The 15,289-nt window shown below is 66.9% G+C and carries 13 protein-coding genes; 6 read left to right on the forward strand and 7 right to left on the reverse strand.

The genetic code is table 11. The features are described from left to right. Positions 1 to 59: 59 nt before the first annotated feature. The 4 genes from BAMB_RS30830 to galU all read right to left on the reverse strand — a co-directional run bounded on the left by BAMB_RS30830 (position 60) and on the right by galU (position 4,205). Positions 60 to 1,262 carry a sialidase family protein gene (locus BAMB_RS30830; RefSeq protein WP_011661061.1) on the reverse strand — a complete coding sequence of 401 codons (1,203 nt, stop codon included), beginning with the start codon at positions 1,260 to 1,262 and terminating at the stop codon, positions 60 to 62. Continuing rightward, positions 1,259 to 2,452 carry a hypothetical protein gene (locus BAMB_RS30835; protein ID WP_045555000.1) on the reverse strand — a complete coding sequence of 398 codons (1,194 nt, stop codon included), beginning with the start codon at positions 2,450 to 2,452 and terminating at the stop codon, positions 1,259 to 1,261. Before BAMB_RS30835 ends, BAMB_RS30830 begins: the two co-directional genes overlap by 4 nt. Positions 2,453 to 2,707: 255 nt before the next feature. Beyond that, complete coding sequence (locus tag BAMB_RS30840; protein WP_011661063.1) at positions 2,708 to 3,295, reverse strand: phosphatase PAP2 family protein; 588 nt, start codon at positions 3,293 to 3,295, stop codon at positions 2,708 to 2,710. Positions 3,296 to 3,320: 25 nt separating this feature from the next. Further along, entirely contained in the window at positions 3,321 to 4,205 is an 885-nt protein-coding gene (gene galU / locus BAMB_RS30845; RefSeq protein ID WP_011661064.1) for a UTP--glucose-1-phosphate uridylyltransferase GalU, read from the reverse strand. Between the two features lie 358 nt (positions 4,206 to 4,563). On the opposite strand from galU, the gene BAMB_RS30850 reads away from it, so the two are divergent. Both BAMB_RS30850 and BAMB_RS30855 read left to right on the forward strand, forming a co-directional pair. Next, complete coding sequence (locus tag BAMB_RS30850) at positions 4,564 to 4,797, forward strand: flagellar transcriptional regulator FlhD (RefSeq protein ID WP_011661065.1); 234 nt, start codon at positions 4,564 to 4,566, stop codon at positions 4,795 to 4,797. Between the two features lie 118 nt (positions 4,798 to 4,915). Then, the gene (locus BAMB_RS30855; protein WP_011661066.1) at positions 4,916 to 5,224 is read left to right on the forward strand and encodes an H-NS histone family protein; all 309 of its coding nucleotides are present in this window, start codon (positions 4,916 to 4,918) and stop codon (positions 5,222 to 5,224) included. Positions 5,225 to 5,245: 21 nt separating this feature from the next. Here BAMB_RS30855 and BAMB_RS30860 read toward each other — a convergent pair whose 3' ends face one another. Beyond that, complete coding sequence (locus BAMB_RS30860) at positions 5,246 to 6,322, reverse strand: DNA topoisomerase IB (protein ID WP_011661067.1); 1,077 nt, start codon at positions 6,320 to 6,322, stop codon at positions 5,246 to 5,248. A gap of 488 nt (positions 6,323 to 6,810) precedes the next feature. Between BAMB_RS30860 and BAMB_RS30865 the strand changes: the two genes are divergently transcribed. The 4 genes from BAMB_RS30865 (at position 6,811) to yjfF (ending at position 11,478) form a co-directional block, all read left to right on the forward strand. Next, complete coding sequence (locus tag BAMB_RS30865) at positions 6,811 to 7,773, forward strand: ABC transporter substrate-binding protein (RefSeq protein WP_011661068.1); 963 nt, start codon at positions 6,811 to 6,813, stop codon at positions 7,771 to 7,773. 68 nt (positions 7,774 to 7,841) lie between these two features. After that, a complete protein-coding gene (locus BAMB_RS30870) occupies positions 7,842 to 9,356 on the forward strand; it encodes a sugar ABC transporter ATP-binding protein (RefSeq protein WP_011661069.1) in 1,515 nt (504 codons plus the stop codon). Next, the gene (locus tag BAMB_RS30875; RefSeq protein WP_011661070.1) at positions 9,353 to 10,393 is read left to right on the forward strand and encodes an ABC transporter permease; all 1,041 of its coding nucleotides are present in this window, start codon (positions 9,353 to 9,355) and stop codon (positions 10,391 to 10,393) included. The genes BAMB_RS30870 and BAMB_RS30875 overlap by 4 nt, the downstream gene beginning before the upstream one ends. Further along, a complete protein-coding gene (gene yjfF, locus BAMB_RS30880; protein WP_011661071.1) occupies positions 10,390 to 11,478 on the forward strand; it encodes a galactofuranose ABC transporter, permease protein YjfF in 1,089 nt (362 codons plus the stop codon). The genes BAMB_RS30875 and yjfF overlap by 4 nt, the downstream gene beginning before the upstream one ends. Before the next feature lie 87 nt (positions 11,479 to 11,565). Here yjfF and BAMB_RS30885 read toward each other — a convergent pair whose 3' ends face one another. Then, positions 11,566 to 13,899 (reverse strand): sensor histidine kinase, encoded by a 2,334-nt coding sequence (locus tag BAMB_RS30885; protein WP_041491890.1) that lies wholly within the window; start codon positions 13,897 to 13,899, stop codon positions 11,566 to 11,568. Next, positions 13,892 to 14,725 (reverse strand): response regulator transcription factor, encoded by an 834-nt coding sequence (locus BAMB_RS30890; protein ID WP_011661073.1) that lies wholly within the window; start codon positions 14,723 to 14,725, stop codon positions 13,892 to 13,894. Before BAMB_RS30890 ends, BAMB_RS30885 begins: the two co-directional genes overlap by 8 nt. Between the last annotated feature and the right edge of the window lie 564 nt (positions 14,726 to 15,289).

Consider the following 15,289-nt stretch of genomic DNA (forward strand, 5'->3'; position numbering starts at 1 on the left):
GTCTGCCGCTCCCGCCGCGTCGCTCCACACGCGGCAGGCGCGGCCGATACCGGCGCGCGCTATTGCAGGCTTTGCGTCAGTGCACTGGACGAGGCGTCCTGGCGGAACCGGCGCACGCGCAGGAACGTGATGAAATTAGAGTCGTGCTGGCTTGCCGCCCCGCCTTCCGGGTCATCGAACGCGACGCGCAGCACCGCGACGAGGTCGTTGCCGTCGAATTGCCAATCGACGTACTGGAAGCCGTGCCGTTTCGTGTCGGCGTGTTGCAGCAGGACGCGCCGCGCGACCCACTGCCGCAGATCCGGCGATGACAGCAGCACCAGCGTATTGCGCACGCGCTCGAGGTTCATCCGCCCGATGCCTTTCGGCACCGCGTTGGTGATGGTCCAGTATTGATTCGACTGCGGGTCGAGGCGAATCGTGAACTTCTTGCCGGCGCCGGGCAGGTCGACGAAATCGCGCGCCGGGTCGAACGACAGCGTGCGGCCGTCGTCGCTCGTCGTCACCAGCGCCGCTTTCTCGGGGCCGTTCGCCGCGTTCACGCGGAGCATGACGGCGGGCTCTGCGCCTGGTTTGGCGACCACGTTGCCTTCTTCCCAGGACTGGAAGTTGCCGTCGAGCCAGCGCTTGTCTGACGGCAGATGCGTGGATACGCGCCAGTTGCGTGCGTCGAGCAGGTCGCGATCGACGGGCGCGGACATCACCAGCGCGCGCAGGTCGTCGCCCTCGACGTTTTCATATGCGCGCCACACGCGTCCGCGATCGACGAGGACCGGCACCGGCCCGGTGATGAAGCGCCCCGGATAGGGTAACTGCCCGGTGGCCGCATCGACCGGCGTGGTCCACGACGCGCCGCCGTCGTCGGACCGGCGAATCGACGGCGTGCCCATCGAGCGGTTGGTGCCCATCAGGTAGAGCGCGCCGTTCAGCACGAACAGCGACGACCAGTATTGGTCCTGCACGTCGCCGAGCCTGGACCAGGTCGCGCCCTTGTCGTGCGACGTGAACACTAACACCCGGTTCTGCGCCGACGCGGCGCCGAACGTATCGAAGGTCGCGACGTAGTCGCCGTTCGGCAGCACGGCGAGCGACGGCGAGCCGAGGTACACGCGCGTGGCGGCCGGGCTGTGCGCAATCACTGCGCCGGGCGGCGCGGGGACGGCTTCCGCGTGGGCGGCCATCGACGCGCAGCCGATGCATAGCGCTGCGATGAGCGACCGTTTCAGCGCGCGCAACGTCGGCGCATGTCGGTGTGAGGTCATGTCAGGTGCGCGAGCGGCTTGCCGCCGCCCGTGTTGGGGAGGGGACGGGCGACCGTGCGCCGGTACGGCGCGTCCTGGTCGGCCAGCACGACGAACAGCAGGATGGTGAGCCAGAGCATGCCATAGAGCACGTGATACTTGAACAGCAGGATCGGCAGCAGATAGAGCAGATACTTGCGCCGGCCCTTGCGGCGGAACAGCATGGCGAGCGTACCGAAAAACACGACGAAACCGGCCACGCCCGCGGCGAACACGAGATAGATGTAGAACGAGCTGTCCCGCACCTGATAGCCGCGCAGGTGCGTTTTCCCGACGTTGTTGCGCTCGTCCCAGAACAGCCCGCCACCGAACACGCCGGCGACGACGTCGCGTTCGGACAACTCCGTCAGCACGAGCGTGCGGCTGCCGACCGCATCGTAGTCGACCGACTGGTTCACGCGCTGGTCGTACACGCTGTAGAGCCACGGCAGGCAGGCGAGCGCGACGACGATGACGGCGATGCGGGTCCGCAGCCGCCCGCGCCCGGTGAGCACGTGCAGCCCGCACAGAGCCGCGCACACCGCCATCGATGCGACCGAGAAACTGAGCAGCGCGGTGGCGAACCCGACGACGGGCGCGAGCGTGATGCGCCGCTGCGACAGCAGCAGGACCACGGCGCTCGGGACGACCGTCATCGCATAGAACGACGGCTCGGAATACAGGCCCAGCGCGCGGATCGAGATCAGGCTGTCGGACAGCGCCTTGGTCGCGTACAGCGCTTCGGAGTCGGCTTCGCGCACGTAGCTGTCGAAGTCGACGAAGGTGCCGGTCCCGAGGTAGTAGACAAGCTGGAACGTGAAGAACGCGGCGTGGACGTAGATGAGCGTCTTGCACGCGGTGTCGAGCGAGTCGCGTGTGAGCACGCCGCCGGCAAACATCCAGTAGCACAGCGCGATATACGTCTGGATCAGCACGAACTTGATGAAGAAGTTCACGTAGAAATCGCCGAACGCGGACAGGATGAATGCGAGGCAGGTGCTGATCAGCCAGTACGTGCACACCGGAAACAGGTGCCGCTGCCGGTTCATCAGCGTCGGCGCGCGCAGAAAGGCGAGCGCGCAGAGCAGGAAGTACGCGGCGAAGGTCGCACGCACGCTGAACGCGTTGAGCGAGAAGAACAGTACGCTGGCTGAAAAGAGCAAGGTCGACATGCGTGCGCCTGATCGGAGATTCCGGATTCGCCGCGTGACGGCCATTCCGGCGTCGCGCGGCGAGATGCCGTGCGACGCGGGGCAAGCCGCCTGTCGGGCAGGACCGGCTTGCGCGGCGGTTCGCACGCGGAACACGCGGCCGTCATGCGGGACGGATGCGATTCCGGCGATCAAGCATAGAGGGTTGGGCGGCCGGGCGAGCAGGGTTGTCCGATTGGCGCGGGGTTCTGTCTTTTTTCGACGGGGTCGGCGCAGTCACGGCTGCAGCGCGAACCGCCCGCACAAAAACGGCGAATACATCTCGATTGCCGCCTGAATCGGCGCATGACGGCCATACGCCACTGCCGACACGGCCAGGAGCGAGCCTGCGACGAGCGCACGATACCGCGCGTCGACGCGCGGCGCGCCATGCCGCCACACGAACGCCAGCGCGACCGCCGAGCCGACGAGCCAGCCGATGACGACTTCCGACGGCGTGTGCGCGTCGTCGAACACGCGTGCGACGCCGATCAGCGCGCCGAGCGCGAGCCCGACCGACAGCGACGTGCGCGCCCGCAACTGCACGCCGCAGCCCAGCGCAAGCACGCATGCCATCGGCCAGACCGCCGACGCGAGCATCGTGTGCCCGCTGATCACGCGGAAATCGATCGCACGGATCTGGATCCCGCAGCCGGCATACAGCATCTTGGTGGCGCCGACGAGCGCCATGCCGGCCGCGAGCATCAGCGCCCATGACGTCGCGAGATGCCGGCCGGCCGTCGAGCGCGTGAGCCAGACGATGCACACGACGGCTAGCGGCAACGTCAGCGCCGCGTCGCCGAGGTCGCTGACGGCGGTCCACATGGTCGGGTTCGTGACGGCCGCCCGGTCAGGCGACCAGCAGCGCCGACATGCGCGTGGCCAGATAGCTTTCGAAATCCGCGGCCACTTCCGGATGCCGCAGCGCGAATTCGACCGTCGCCTTCAAATACCCGAGCTTGCTGCCGCAATCGAAGCGCGTGCCTTCGTAGCGATGGGCGAGCACCTGCTCGTCCGCGAGCAGCGATTGGATCGCGTCCGTCAACTGCAACTCGCCGCCGGCGCCGGGCCGCAGCGCGCGCAGATGCTCGAACACCTTCGGCTTCAGCACGTAACGGCCCACCACGCCGAAATTCGACGGCGCCTTCGCCGGCTCCGGCTTCTCGACGATTCCCGACAGCTTGAACAGGTTGTCCTCCCAGCGCTTGCCGGCGATCACACCGTACGACTTCGATGCGTCGGGCGCGATTTCCTCCACGCCGATCACCGACGCGTGATAGTGATCGAACACGTCGATCATCTGGCGCAGCACGGGCGTCGGACCGTCGAGCAGGTCGTCGGCGAGGATCACGGCGAACGGCTGGTTGCCGACCAGCTTCTCCGCGCACAGCACGGCATGGCCGAGCCCCAGTGCTTCGGCCTGGCGCACGTAGAAGCAGTCGACATGGCTCGGCTTGATGCCGCGAACCAGCGACAGCAGCTTCTCCTTGCCGCGCGCTTCGAGCTCCGCTTCGATCTCGTAGGATTTGTCGAAGTGATCCTCGATCGCGCGCTTGCTGCGGCCGGTCACGAAAATCATTTCGGTGATGCCGGCGTCGATGGCCTCCTCGACCGCATATTGAATCAGCGGCTTGTCCACGACCGGCAGCATTTCCTTGGGGCTGGCTTTGGTCGCGGGCAGAAATCGTGTGCCGAGACCGGCAACCGGAAATACGGCTTTCGTCACTTTCAACATGGCTGTGGGATTCCATCCGTTCAGGATCTGGCATCAACGATGCCGAGGAAAGGCGGCGACGCGTACATGCAATCCTCGTTCGCCGGTGCCGTATCGTTCGCGCAAACGCATTCGCGCGCCGTCCGAAAATCGTATGGGCGTTCCGGTATCGGGGGGTGACCGAATCTAGGCTGAATCCGACAGCGACGAATCGCGAATCGCGAATTGCACGCGCCGATTTCAAGAATGTCGGATGCCATCTAGGAATTGTCGGCATGACGCCGATCGCATGACATAGATTCAGGCATCCATTACTGGACGGCCGGTCACGGCGCCGCACGCGCGGCACGCACCAACCGCCGTCGGCTCGGGAGCGGTCATGACGGAACAGGGCGATATCTTCGATGCAATCGCGGAATTCAATCGCGCGTATCTCGTGCTGGCGCAGCGCATGCTGCGTATCGACTACGAGCAGGGCAAGCGGCAATTGGGCATTTCGGATGAAGTTGCCGCATCGATCGACGCGTTGACGCTGGATCAGATCGATGAACTCGCGCCCGGCGGCGAACTGGTGTGTGAATTCCGCCCCGAAAACGCGCCGGGCCGCGCGTGATCCGTCTTTACGGTTTTCCCGAATGGGCGTTCGTCTCACGGCCTTCAAGCGGATTGCCTCGCGGCAATCCCGCGCTCATTCGGTCTTTTATAACGTCATATCAATATAGAGGAATCGCATGTCCGGTTATCGCGAATTGAAGGCGCAAGCCGATGAATTGATGAGGCGCGTCGAGGAAGCGCGGCTCGCCGAACTCGACGCCGTCATCGAGGAGATTCGCAGTCGGGTCGCCGAATACGGCCTGACCGCCGGACAGATCTTCGGCCGCCACGGCGGCACCGCGAAAGCGACGCCGCGCACGAGCGGATCGGCGCCCCGGTATCGCGATCCGAAAACTGGCGCAACTTGGAGCGGACGTGGCCGCGAGCCGCGCTGGATCAAAGGCGGCCGTCGCGAGCGGTTCCTGATCGAGCGCAATGCCGGTTGATGTGAGCGGGTAACGGCTTGCTCATCGACTCGTACGTCGTCGATCGCGGCGCGCAGCCTGCTCGAGCAACGCCGCGAACGCCGCCTCATCCGCACGCAGCCCTCTCGGCGTGCGACGCACTTCCAGCGTCGCGAGCAACCCGGCCTCGAACGTATCGAGCACCACCGGATGGATGTAGCAGCGCCGGCACACGGCCGGCGTGTTGCGCAATACGTCGGCGACGGTCCGCACCGTTTCGACGATCTGCTTGCGGGCATGCGTGACGCCCTGATGCGGGATGCGCCTCAACAGCGCAAGCGCCTGCACGCTGCCCGCCCACGTCCGGTAGTCCTTCGCGGTGAACTCCGCGCCCGCGGCGTCGCGCAGATAGTCGTTCACGTCGGACGAGCCGACGGAATGGCGCACGCCGTCGTCGTCCAGATACTGGAACAGCTCGTGCCCCGGCAGCTCCGCGCAGCGCCGCACGATCCGGCCGATGCGCGGGTCCTCGACGGTCACGTCGTGCTCGATGCCGCTCTTGCCCGTGAAGCGCAGGCGCACCTGTCCCGGCCGGATCGTCACGTGGCGCTTGCGCAGCGTCGTCAGCCCGTACGACGCGTTCTCGCGCGCATATTCGGCGTTGCCGATCCGCGCGAGCGTCGTGTCGAGCAGCCGCACGATCGTCGCGACGATCTTGTCGCGCGGCATCCCCGGTAGCGCGAGATCGCGGTCGACACGCGCGCGGATGCGCGGCAGCGCGCGGGCGAAGGCCGCCATCCGCGCGTACTTGTTCGCGTCGCGCGTCTCGCGCCACAGCGGGTGATAGCGATATTGCTTGCGTCCCCGCGCATCGCGGCCGGTCGCCTGCAAATGGCCGTTGGGGTCCGTGCAGATCCACACGTCGGTGTATGCGGGCGGAATCGCGAGCGCTTTGATGCGGGCGATTTCGTCGGCGTCGCGGATCCGTTCACCGTCCTTCGTGTAGTACGCAAAACCGTTGCGCAGCCGCCGGCGCGTGTAGCCGGGGCGGCGGTCGTCGACGTGACGGAGCCGCACGCTCGAACTCGCGACGGCTGCTGCAAGGGCTTCGGCGGCACCGCGGGGCGTAGGCTTCTTCATGCTGCAATGCGGCAATCAAACGGAACGTCCACGCGCAGCGTGCTGCGTTCATGCATGGCGGGCATTGTTGTTCTCCTTGTTGCAGGCGGGCCGCCGCGAAGCGCGAGCGGGCCTGCCAGCGCGGCAGCAAGATTCGTGCGCCGTGGGCGGATTGGCCGGCGAGCCGCCTTCGCGCGTCCCGCGCTGCCTGCACGATGCGACCGCCCACACGCGGGCTGACGCCATTCCCGCACAACCCCGCCAGCAGCCCACCAACCGCTTAGGTGTTTATACGTATGCCGATACCGATATCGCTTCAATCCAAGATTTCATTGGAAGGTTATCGGACTTGTTCCTAGACTGATCCGGGGCATGCATACCGGGTTGGCGCGCAAGCGCAGACCGGGCGAGCCCGCACCGCATCCGCGCCACGCAGAATCAGAACAGCGCAGCACAGCACCGCGCAACGCCGGCGCAGCGGCATACAACGACACCATCGGAGACGGACCATGACATTCATCAGGAAGCTGGCGGTCGGCGCAATCGTCGCCGCGGCGACGGTGCTGGCCACCGGCGCGCACGCGCAGCAAAAGCCGATCACGCTCGGGTTCTCGCAGGTCGGCGCGGAGAGCGCGTGGCGCACGGCGAACACCGTGTCGGTGAAGAGCGCGGCGAAGGACGCCGGCATCAACCTGAAATTCTCGGACGCGCAGCAGAAGCAGGAGAACCAGATCCGCGCGATCCGCTCGTTCATCGCGCAGAAGGTCGACGTGATCGCGTTCTCGCCGGTCGTCGAGTCGGGTTGGGAGCCGGTGCTGACCGAAGCGAAGGCCGCGCATATCCCGGTGATCCTGACCGATCGCGGCGTCGACGTGAAGGATCCTTCGCTGTACGTGACGATGATCGGCTCCGACTTCCTCGAGGAAGGGCGGCGCGCCGGCCACTGGATGGAAGAGCGCTACAAGAACGACGCGGGCCCGATCAACATCGTCGAGTTGCAGGGCACGGTCGGCTCCGCGCCGGCCAACGATCGCCGCGCGGGCCTGCTGGAAGTGATCAAGAGCAATCCTAAATTCAAGGTGATCGCGTCGCAAAGCGGCGACTTCACGCTCGCCGGCGGCAAGCAGGTGATGGAAGCGTTCGCGAAGACCTACGGCAAGCAGATCAACGTCGTCTACGCGCACAACGACGACATGGCGCTCGGCGCGATCCAGGCGATGGAAGAAGCCGGCATCAAGCCCGGCAAGGACGTGAGCGTCGTGTCGTTCGATGCGACAAAGGGCGGCTTCCAGGCGATGGTCGCGGGCAAGATCAACGTCGACGTCGAATGCAGCCCGCTGCTCGGCCCGCAGCTGATGACGGCGGTGAAGGACGTGGTGGCCGGCAAGCAGCTGCCGAAGCGCATCGTCACGAACGAGACGGTGTTCCCGATGAACGTCGCGGCGCAGGTGCTGCCGACCCGCAAGTACTGATTCTTGACGGACGCGGGCGGCGGCGCGGCTGCCGCCGTCCGGCAACCGCTTCGAAGCGAGGGCGTTCCATGACGAATCCGCCGGTGGTCGAGATGATCGGCATCGACAAGGCGTTTCCAGGTGTGCATGCGCTACAGCGCGTTAATTTCCGGCTGTTTCCGGGCGAGATCCATGCGCTGATGGGCCAGAACGGCGCGGGCAAGTCGACGCTGATCAACGTGCTGACCGGCGTGCATGCGCACGACGCGGGCGAGATTCACGTCGGCGGCGCGCCGGTGCGCTTCGCCGCGCCGCGCGAGGCCGAGGCGGCCGGGATCCAGACGCTGTACCAGGAAGTGAACCTGTGCGCGAACCTGTCGGTCGCCGAGAACATCTTCGCGGGCCGGCAGCCGATGCGGCGCGGCGCGATCGACTGGAAGACGATCCATGCGCGTGCGCGCGCGGCGCTCGCCGAGCTCGACCTGTCGCTCGACGTCACGCGCTCGCTCGACGCGTATCCGATCGCGGTGCAGCAGATGGTCGCGATCGCGCGGGCCGTGTCGGTGGACGCGCGCGTGCTGATTCTCGACGAGCCGACGTCGAGCCTCGACGACGGCGAGGTCGCGCGGCTCTTCGACGTACTGCGCCGGCTGAAGGCGTCGGGCATCGCGATCCTGTTCGTCACGCATTTTCTTGAACAAACCTATGCGGTGTCCGACCGGATCACGGTGATGCGCAACGGCGAGCGTGAAGGCGAGTATCTCGCGCGCGACCTGCCGGTCGACAGCCTGGTCGCGAAGATGACCGGCCGCGCGCCGATGTCCGGCACGCTGCAGGCGGGCGCGGCGGCCGTGCAGCGCGATGCCGGCGCGGCCGCGCCGTTCCTGTCGATGCAGCAGGTCGGTCGGCGCGGAATGATGAGCCCGCTCGATCTCGACGTGCGGCCCGGCGAAATCGTCGGGCTGGCCGGGCTGCTCGGCTCGGGGCGCACGGAAACCGCGCAGCTGGCATTTGCCGCGGAACGCACCGACACCGGTGCGATCGAGATCGACGGCGCGCGCACGCGGCTCGCGTCGCCGCACGACGCGGTGCGCCACGGCATCGCGTATTGCCCGGAGGATCGCAAGAAGGAGGGGATCGTCGCCGCGCTGTCGATCCGCGAGAACATCGTGCTCGCGCTGCAGGCGCGGCGCGGCTGGTGGCGGCTGATCAGCCGCGCGCGCCAGCGCGAGCTCGCCGATACCTACATCGCGCGGCTCGGCATCAAGGCGCGCGACGCGGAGCAGCCGATCGGGCTGCTGTCGGGCGGCAACCAGCAGAAGGTGCTGCTCGCGCGCTGGCTCGCGACGGAACCGAAGCTGCTGATTCTCGACGAGCCGACCCGCGGCATCGACGTCGCCGCGAAATTCGACATCATGGAGCGCGTGCTCGCGCTGTGCGCGCAGGGGCTCGCCATCCTGTTCATCTCGTCGGAGATCAGCGAAGTCGTGCGCGTGAGCCACCGGATCGCGGTGCTGCGCGACCGGCGCAAGGTCGCCGAACTGAGCGGCGCCGACGCATCCGAGGAACACGTGTACCAACTGATCGCGGGAGGCCGGTCATGATGCGGCTACGCACGTTGCTTCGCCATCCGCTCGTATGGCCGCTGTTGACGCTCGCGCTGCTGCTGGCGCTCGACGTCGCGCATCGGCCGGGCTTCCTGTCGATCTCGCTGCTCGACGGCCACCTGTTCGGCGCGCCGATCGACATCCTCAACCGCGCGGCGCCGCTCGTGATCGTGTCGCTCGGGATGACGCTCGTGATCGCGACGCGCGGGATCGACATCTCGGTCGGCGCGATCGTCGCGATCGCCGGCGCGGCCGCGGCGATCGTGCTCGACGGCGACCCGTCGCGGCTCGGTATGGCGCTGGCCGCCGCGCTCGGCGTCGGTGTGCTCGCAGGTGCGTGGAACGGCGTGCTCGTCGCGTTCGTCGGGATGCAGCCGATCATCGCGACGCTGATCCTGATGGTCGCCGGACGCGGCATCGCGCAGTTGCTGACCGGCGGGCAGATCATCCCGATCGGCGCGCCCGGCTACCTGGAGATCGGCGGCGGCTATCTCGCGGCCGTGCCGTGCTCGGTGTGGATCGCGATCGCGACGATCGCGGCGACCGCGCTGCTGGTGAACCGCACGGCGCTCGGCCTGTTCATCCGCGCGATCGGCGTGAATCCGGTCGCGACGCGGCTCGTGGGGCTGCGCGCCGGCGCGGTCGTGTTCGGCGTGTATTTGTGTTCCGGCGTGATGTCGGCGCTCGCGGGCATCCTCGCCAGCTCGAACGTGCGCAGCGCCGACGGCAACAACGCGGGGCTGCTGCTCGAGCTCGACGCGATCCTCGCGGTGACGCTGGGCGGCACGTCGCTGCTCGGCGGCCGTTTCAGCCTCGCCGGCTCGGTGCTCGGCGCGCTGATCATCCAGACGCTCACCTACACGACCTATTCGATCGGCGTGCCGCCGGAGGCGACGCTCGTCGTGAAGGCGATCGTCGTGATCGTCGTGACGCTGATCCAGTCGGACGCGGCGCGCGCGCTGGTGCTGCGGCACGCGTCGCGGCTGCTGCCTTCCGCGCGTTCGCGCGCCACCACCGGAGCCACGCACCGATGAACCGATTCCTCACCCGGCTCGCCGACCCGCGCACGCTGCCGATCGTCGTGACGATCGTGCTGTTCGCCGCGCTATTCGGCTTCGGATCCGTGATGTACACCGGCTTCTTCTCGATGCAGGTATTGACCGGACTGCTCGTCGACAACGCGTTCCTGCTGATCGTCGCGATCGGGATGACGTTCGTGATCGTGTCGGGCGGCATCGACCTGTCGGTCGGCTCGGTCGTTGCGCTGACAACGATCTTCTGCGCGGTCGGCGCCGAGCGGCTGCACTGGCCCGTATGGGCGATCGTGCCGCTCGTGCTCCTGTTCGGCGCGCTGTACGGCGCGGCGATGGGCGCGCTGATCCATTATTTCCGGCTGCAGCCGTTCATCGTCACGCTGGCCGGGATGTTTCTCGCGCGCGGCGCGTGCTTCCTGATCACGACGCAGTCGATCACGATCAACGAGCCGACGTTCCATGCGCTCGCGGGCATCAGCGTGCCGATCGGCGGCGGGACGCTGAGCGCGGGCGCGCTGATCGCGCTCGCGACGCTGACCGCGGCGATCTACGTCGCGCATTTCACGCGCTTCGGCCGCAACGTCTACGCGATCGGCGGCAACGAGCGCTCGGCGCTGCTGATGGGGCTGCCGGTCGCGCGCACGAAGGTCGGCGTGTATGCGCTGAGCGGCTTCTGTTCGGCGCTCGGCGGCGTGGTGTTCACGCTGTACGTGCTGTCCGGCTACGGGCTGCAGGCGCAGGGGATGGAGCTTGACGCGATCGCCGCGACGGTGATCGGCGGCACGCTGCTCACCGGCGGCGTGGGCTACGTGATCGGGTCGGTGTTCGGTGTCGGCATTCTCGGCACGATCCAGGTGCTGATCACGTTCGACGGCACGCTGAGCTCGTGGTGGACGCGGATCGTGATCGGTGCGCTGCTGTGCGTGTTCTGCCTGCTGCAGCGAGTGATCGAGCGGCATGCGGCGCGGCGGCGTACCGGCGGCACCGGGCTCGATCCGAAACGCCGCAAGCGCGAGGCCGCGCAGGTCAGGCCGGCCGCGGCGGGCGACGACGCGGCGCTGGTGTCGACGATGCGGCGGTTGTAACGACCGTCGCGTCAGGTGCGATCGTCGGCACGCACCTGCGCGGGAGTGCGCGGCCCGCTGTCACTGGCTTCATGAGCGGCGCGGCGATCACGCCGACCTTGCCATGTCCGGCTCCGCATCGAACGACGCATCGGCGATACCCATCCGTTTCAGCGACTCGGCCAGCCGCTCGATCGCGTGCAGATCGAGCGCGTCGAGACGCTCGCGCATCGCCTGCACGAACGCGGCATGGCGCGGCGCATGCGCATGCTGGCCGAGCCATTCCTCGATATCGGTGAGGCGGCCTTCGCTGGCGAGCACGGCCAGCTCGTCGAGCGCATCCGGCGACGGGCAGCGCATCGCATGCGCGTCGCTCAGCGATTCGTCGGGTTCGACCGGCTCGGCCGGCCGCATCAGCGCCGACGCCGGGATCAGCGCATGCCCGATCGCCGGTGCGACGATCTGGAACGTGAACGACGTGCCGACGCCCGGCTGGCTCGTCACGGAGAGCTCGCCGTTCATCGCGCCGACGATCCGCTGCGCGATGAACAGCCCGAGCCCGGTTCCGCCATTCACCGCCTGAACCTGCTGGTACGCGCGGAAGATGTCGCTCGTCTTGCCGATGTCGATCCCGATCCCGGTATCGGCGACCTCGAACACGATGCGCCACGCATCCCCCTGCGGATACGCGCCGACCGACAGCGTGACCGTGCCGTCGCGCGTGAACTTCGACGCATTCGACAGCAGGTTGAGCAGCACCTGCTGCAGCCGGATGCCGTCGATCGACAGCTTGCGCGGCAGCGGCGTCAGTGGCCGGTAGTCGAACCGGTTGTCCTGCTGCTGGCACAGCGCGAGCGCATAGTCGCCGATGTCGGTCAGCAGGCCGGGCAGGTCGGTCGCGTCCGGAGAGATGCCGAGCGGCTGCAGCTCGGACTTCGTGTACTGCAGCAACTCGTCGATCAGCGTGAGCTGGTAGCGGATGCTGCGGTCGATCGAGCGGATCAGCCGCGCCTGGCTGCGGGTCGCGCTTTGCAGCAGCAGCTTCGCGTAGCCATTGATCGTCGACAGCGGCGCGCGCAGGTCGTGGCTCACGTAGCCGAGCGTCTCGATCTTCTGCTGCATGTGCGTCCTCACCTGCTGCAGCGCATCGTTGAGCGCGACCGTGCGTTTCGCGACCTCGTCGCGCAGGCGATCCTGTTCGGTGAGCTGCCATTGCTCGAGCCGCTTGCGCGCCTCGGTGCGTTGCCGGCCGACGTGGTGGATCCACGCGGCCAGCACCAGCAGGTGCGTGGCGAGCCCGATGATCGCGACCACGGGATTCGGATGGATGTCGGATTTCAGCCAGAGCAGCCACGTCGGTATCGCATCGCGTCCGTCGAGCACGCGCACCAGCATGTTGAAGCTCGCGAACCCGACGGCGATCAACATCACGCGGGCGCTCGGCGTGCGCCGGATCGCGAAGGTCAGCGCGAGGCCGATGTTCACGACCGCCATCACGGTGTTCAACCGCAGGCAGAACCACGTGAAGGTGAGCAGGTCGCCGTACGCCGCGCCGGCCATGCCGATGCATTCGAGCGCGAAGAACGCGATGTAGACGGCACGCATCGGCATGCTGGCCTTCTCGCGGTGCGCGACCATCAGGATGAATGCGATGAAGCAGGCGACCGACAGATAGACGAAGATCACCTCGCCGCGTGCCGACCATTCGTACGCGCCGGGCCACAGATACATCACGGTATAGCCGCGGTACGTCGCTTCGAACAGCGTCGTGCTCAGCGCCAGCACGGCCAGCACGACGAACATGCCGCTGCGCGAAAAGAATCCGATCAGCAGCGCACACCAGACAAGTGCGAGCAGGCCGCCGAAGAAGCCGAAGTTCCACATCGCGGCGCGCAGTTCGTACGCGTGCCATGCGTTGGGCGTGAACACGGACGGCGCGAGCCGCATTTCCTTGCGCGACGTGATGCGGATCAGCACGGGCAACCGCTCGCCCGGGCGCAGTGTCGTGTCGAGCGTCGGATATCGGGAAGCAGGATGGTCCGCGTCGCCGCGGTCGGCCGGAAAGCGCGCGGCGAGCGTCCACGCGCCGCCGCGCTCGACATAAAAGTCTGCATGGTCGAGACGTGCGTCGCGAATCGCCAGCACCAGCGGGCGCTCGACGCTGTCGTGATTGACCAGCGTCGCGGCGACCCACCATGCCGAGCGGGAAAACTCGATGTTGAACGACGGGCGTGCAGCGGACGCGGACGTGCCGGTTGGCGCAGCCGCGAGTCGCGCGGCGGCCTGATCGACGGACATCGTCGCGCCCCGATCCTCGACGATCGACACCGCGTCCAGTTGTGCAGCGTTTTCCGTCGCTTCGGCGCGGTGGGTCGCGCACGCGATCAGCGCCACCGCGAGCAGCAGAAGGGTGTACCAGCCCGACGCGCGGCGCCTAGGCATCGCGCGGGTGATCATGCGTCGCGGGCAGTGCGTCGACCGCCGGACGCTGGCGCCGCCAGTCGGACGGCGTGATGCCGAACCGTTCGCGAAACGCCGTCGCGAAATTGCCTGGCGTCGAGAAGCCGATTTCCTCGGCGATGTCGCCTATCCCCATCGACGTCTCCGCGAGAAAGTGCTTCGCGGCGCGCAGCCGTGTGTCGCGCAGGTATTCGAACACGGTCTGGCCGAGATGATCGCGGAACACGCGCGACAGTCGCTTTTCGTGCGTGCCGACCTGTCGCGCGAGTTCCTCGAGCGTCGGCGGATTGCGCAATTCGCGCAGCAGCACGTCGCTCGCCGCGCGCACCAGCGCGGCGTCCGGATGGTCGGGCAGCTCGGGCAGGTGCGCGAACGGCTGGCTGCGCCGCGCGCGCTTCAGATGATTGCGGATCCGCGCAATGACCTCGACCGGCTCGAACGGCTTCACGATGTAGTCGAGCGCACCGGTTTCGAGCCCCGCGATGCGATCGTCGAGATCGGCGGCGGCGGTCAGGATGATGATGGGTATGTTCTGCGTCGACGGCGTCGACGCCAGCAGGCGGCACGCGGCGAAGCCGTCCATGCGCGGCATCCGGACATCCATCAGGATCAGGTCGGGCGCGACGGCCTGCGCGCGGTGATAGGCCTGCAGCCCGTCGAACGCGACACTGATCCGGCATCGCGCCGAACGCAGGATCTCCGTCAGGAGCCGCAGGTCGTTCGGTCGGTCGTCTACAACGAGAATGTGTGCGCCAACGAGATCCGGCGTGGCGCGCGGCGACGCCGGACTGGACGAGCGGGATGACATGGTTGCGAACGCGTTGGGGAGGTAGGCCGGGGTCGGACTCGATGCATCTATGCGCACGATTGTTGCAAAAAATTATATGACGACAATAGCGCCAGCGGTGGGGTTTCCGTGCGCCGCGTGTGGGCATGTTTGACAGTGCGCGCAACCTTCCTGGCGGCGCGTCCGCACCGCGAAAACGGGCTGGGAAAAAGTGCCGGGCCGGAAATTAAATACCGGTCGTTATTGCCGATTTGAATCGGCGTAAATGGAATTGGCCCGAATGATGAATCGAGTTGAAATGTGTCGCGCAGGCAGCCTGTTTCGACGCGGATCGCGGTCATCAATTTCGTGTCCCCGTGATTAAGTTTTTATGGATCGCTGGTTAAAAATGCTTTCGCGTTTAAGTCGATCGGGATGCCGGAATGTATGAATGTAAATATCGTCCGGCCGGGAAAACAGTTTGTCCGCTCGGGAAAAGGTTCGAGCGCCGGAGTCCCGGCACACTAGGCCGAGGTGGCGGGATCGGTTGTTCGGCAGAACGGCGTTCCATGCGAATTTCATTTGTCGCGGCGGCATGTTTGAGTG

It is taken from the genome of Burkholderia ambifaria AMMD (genome assembly GCF_000203915.1).
Lineage (GTDB): Bacteria > Pseudomonadota > Gammaproteobacteria > Burkholderiales > Burkholderiaceae > Burkholderia > Burkholderia ambifaria.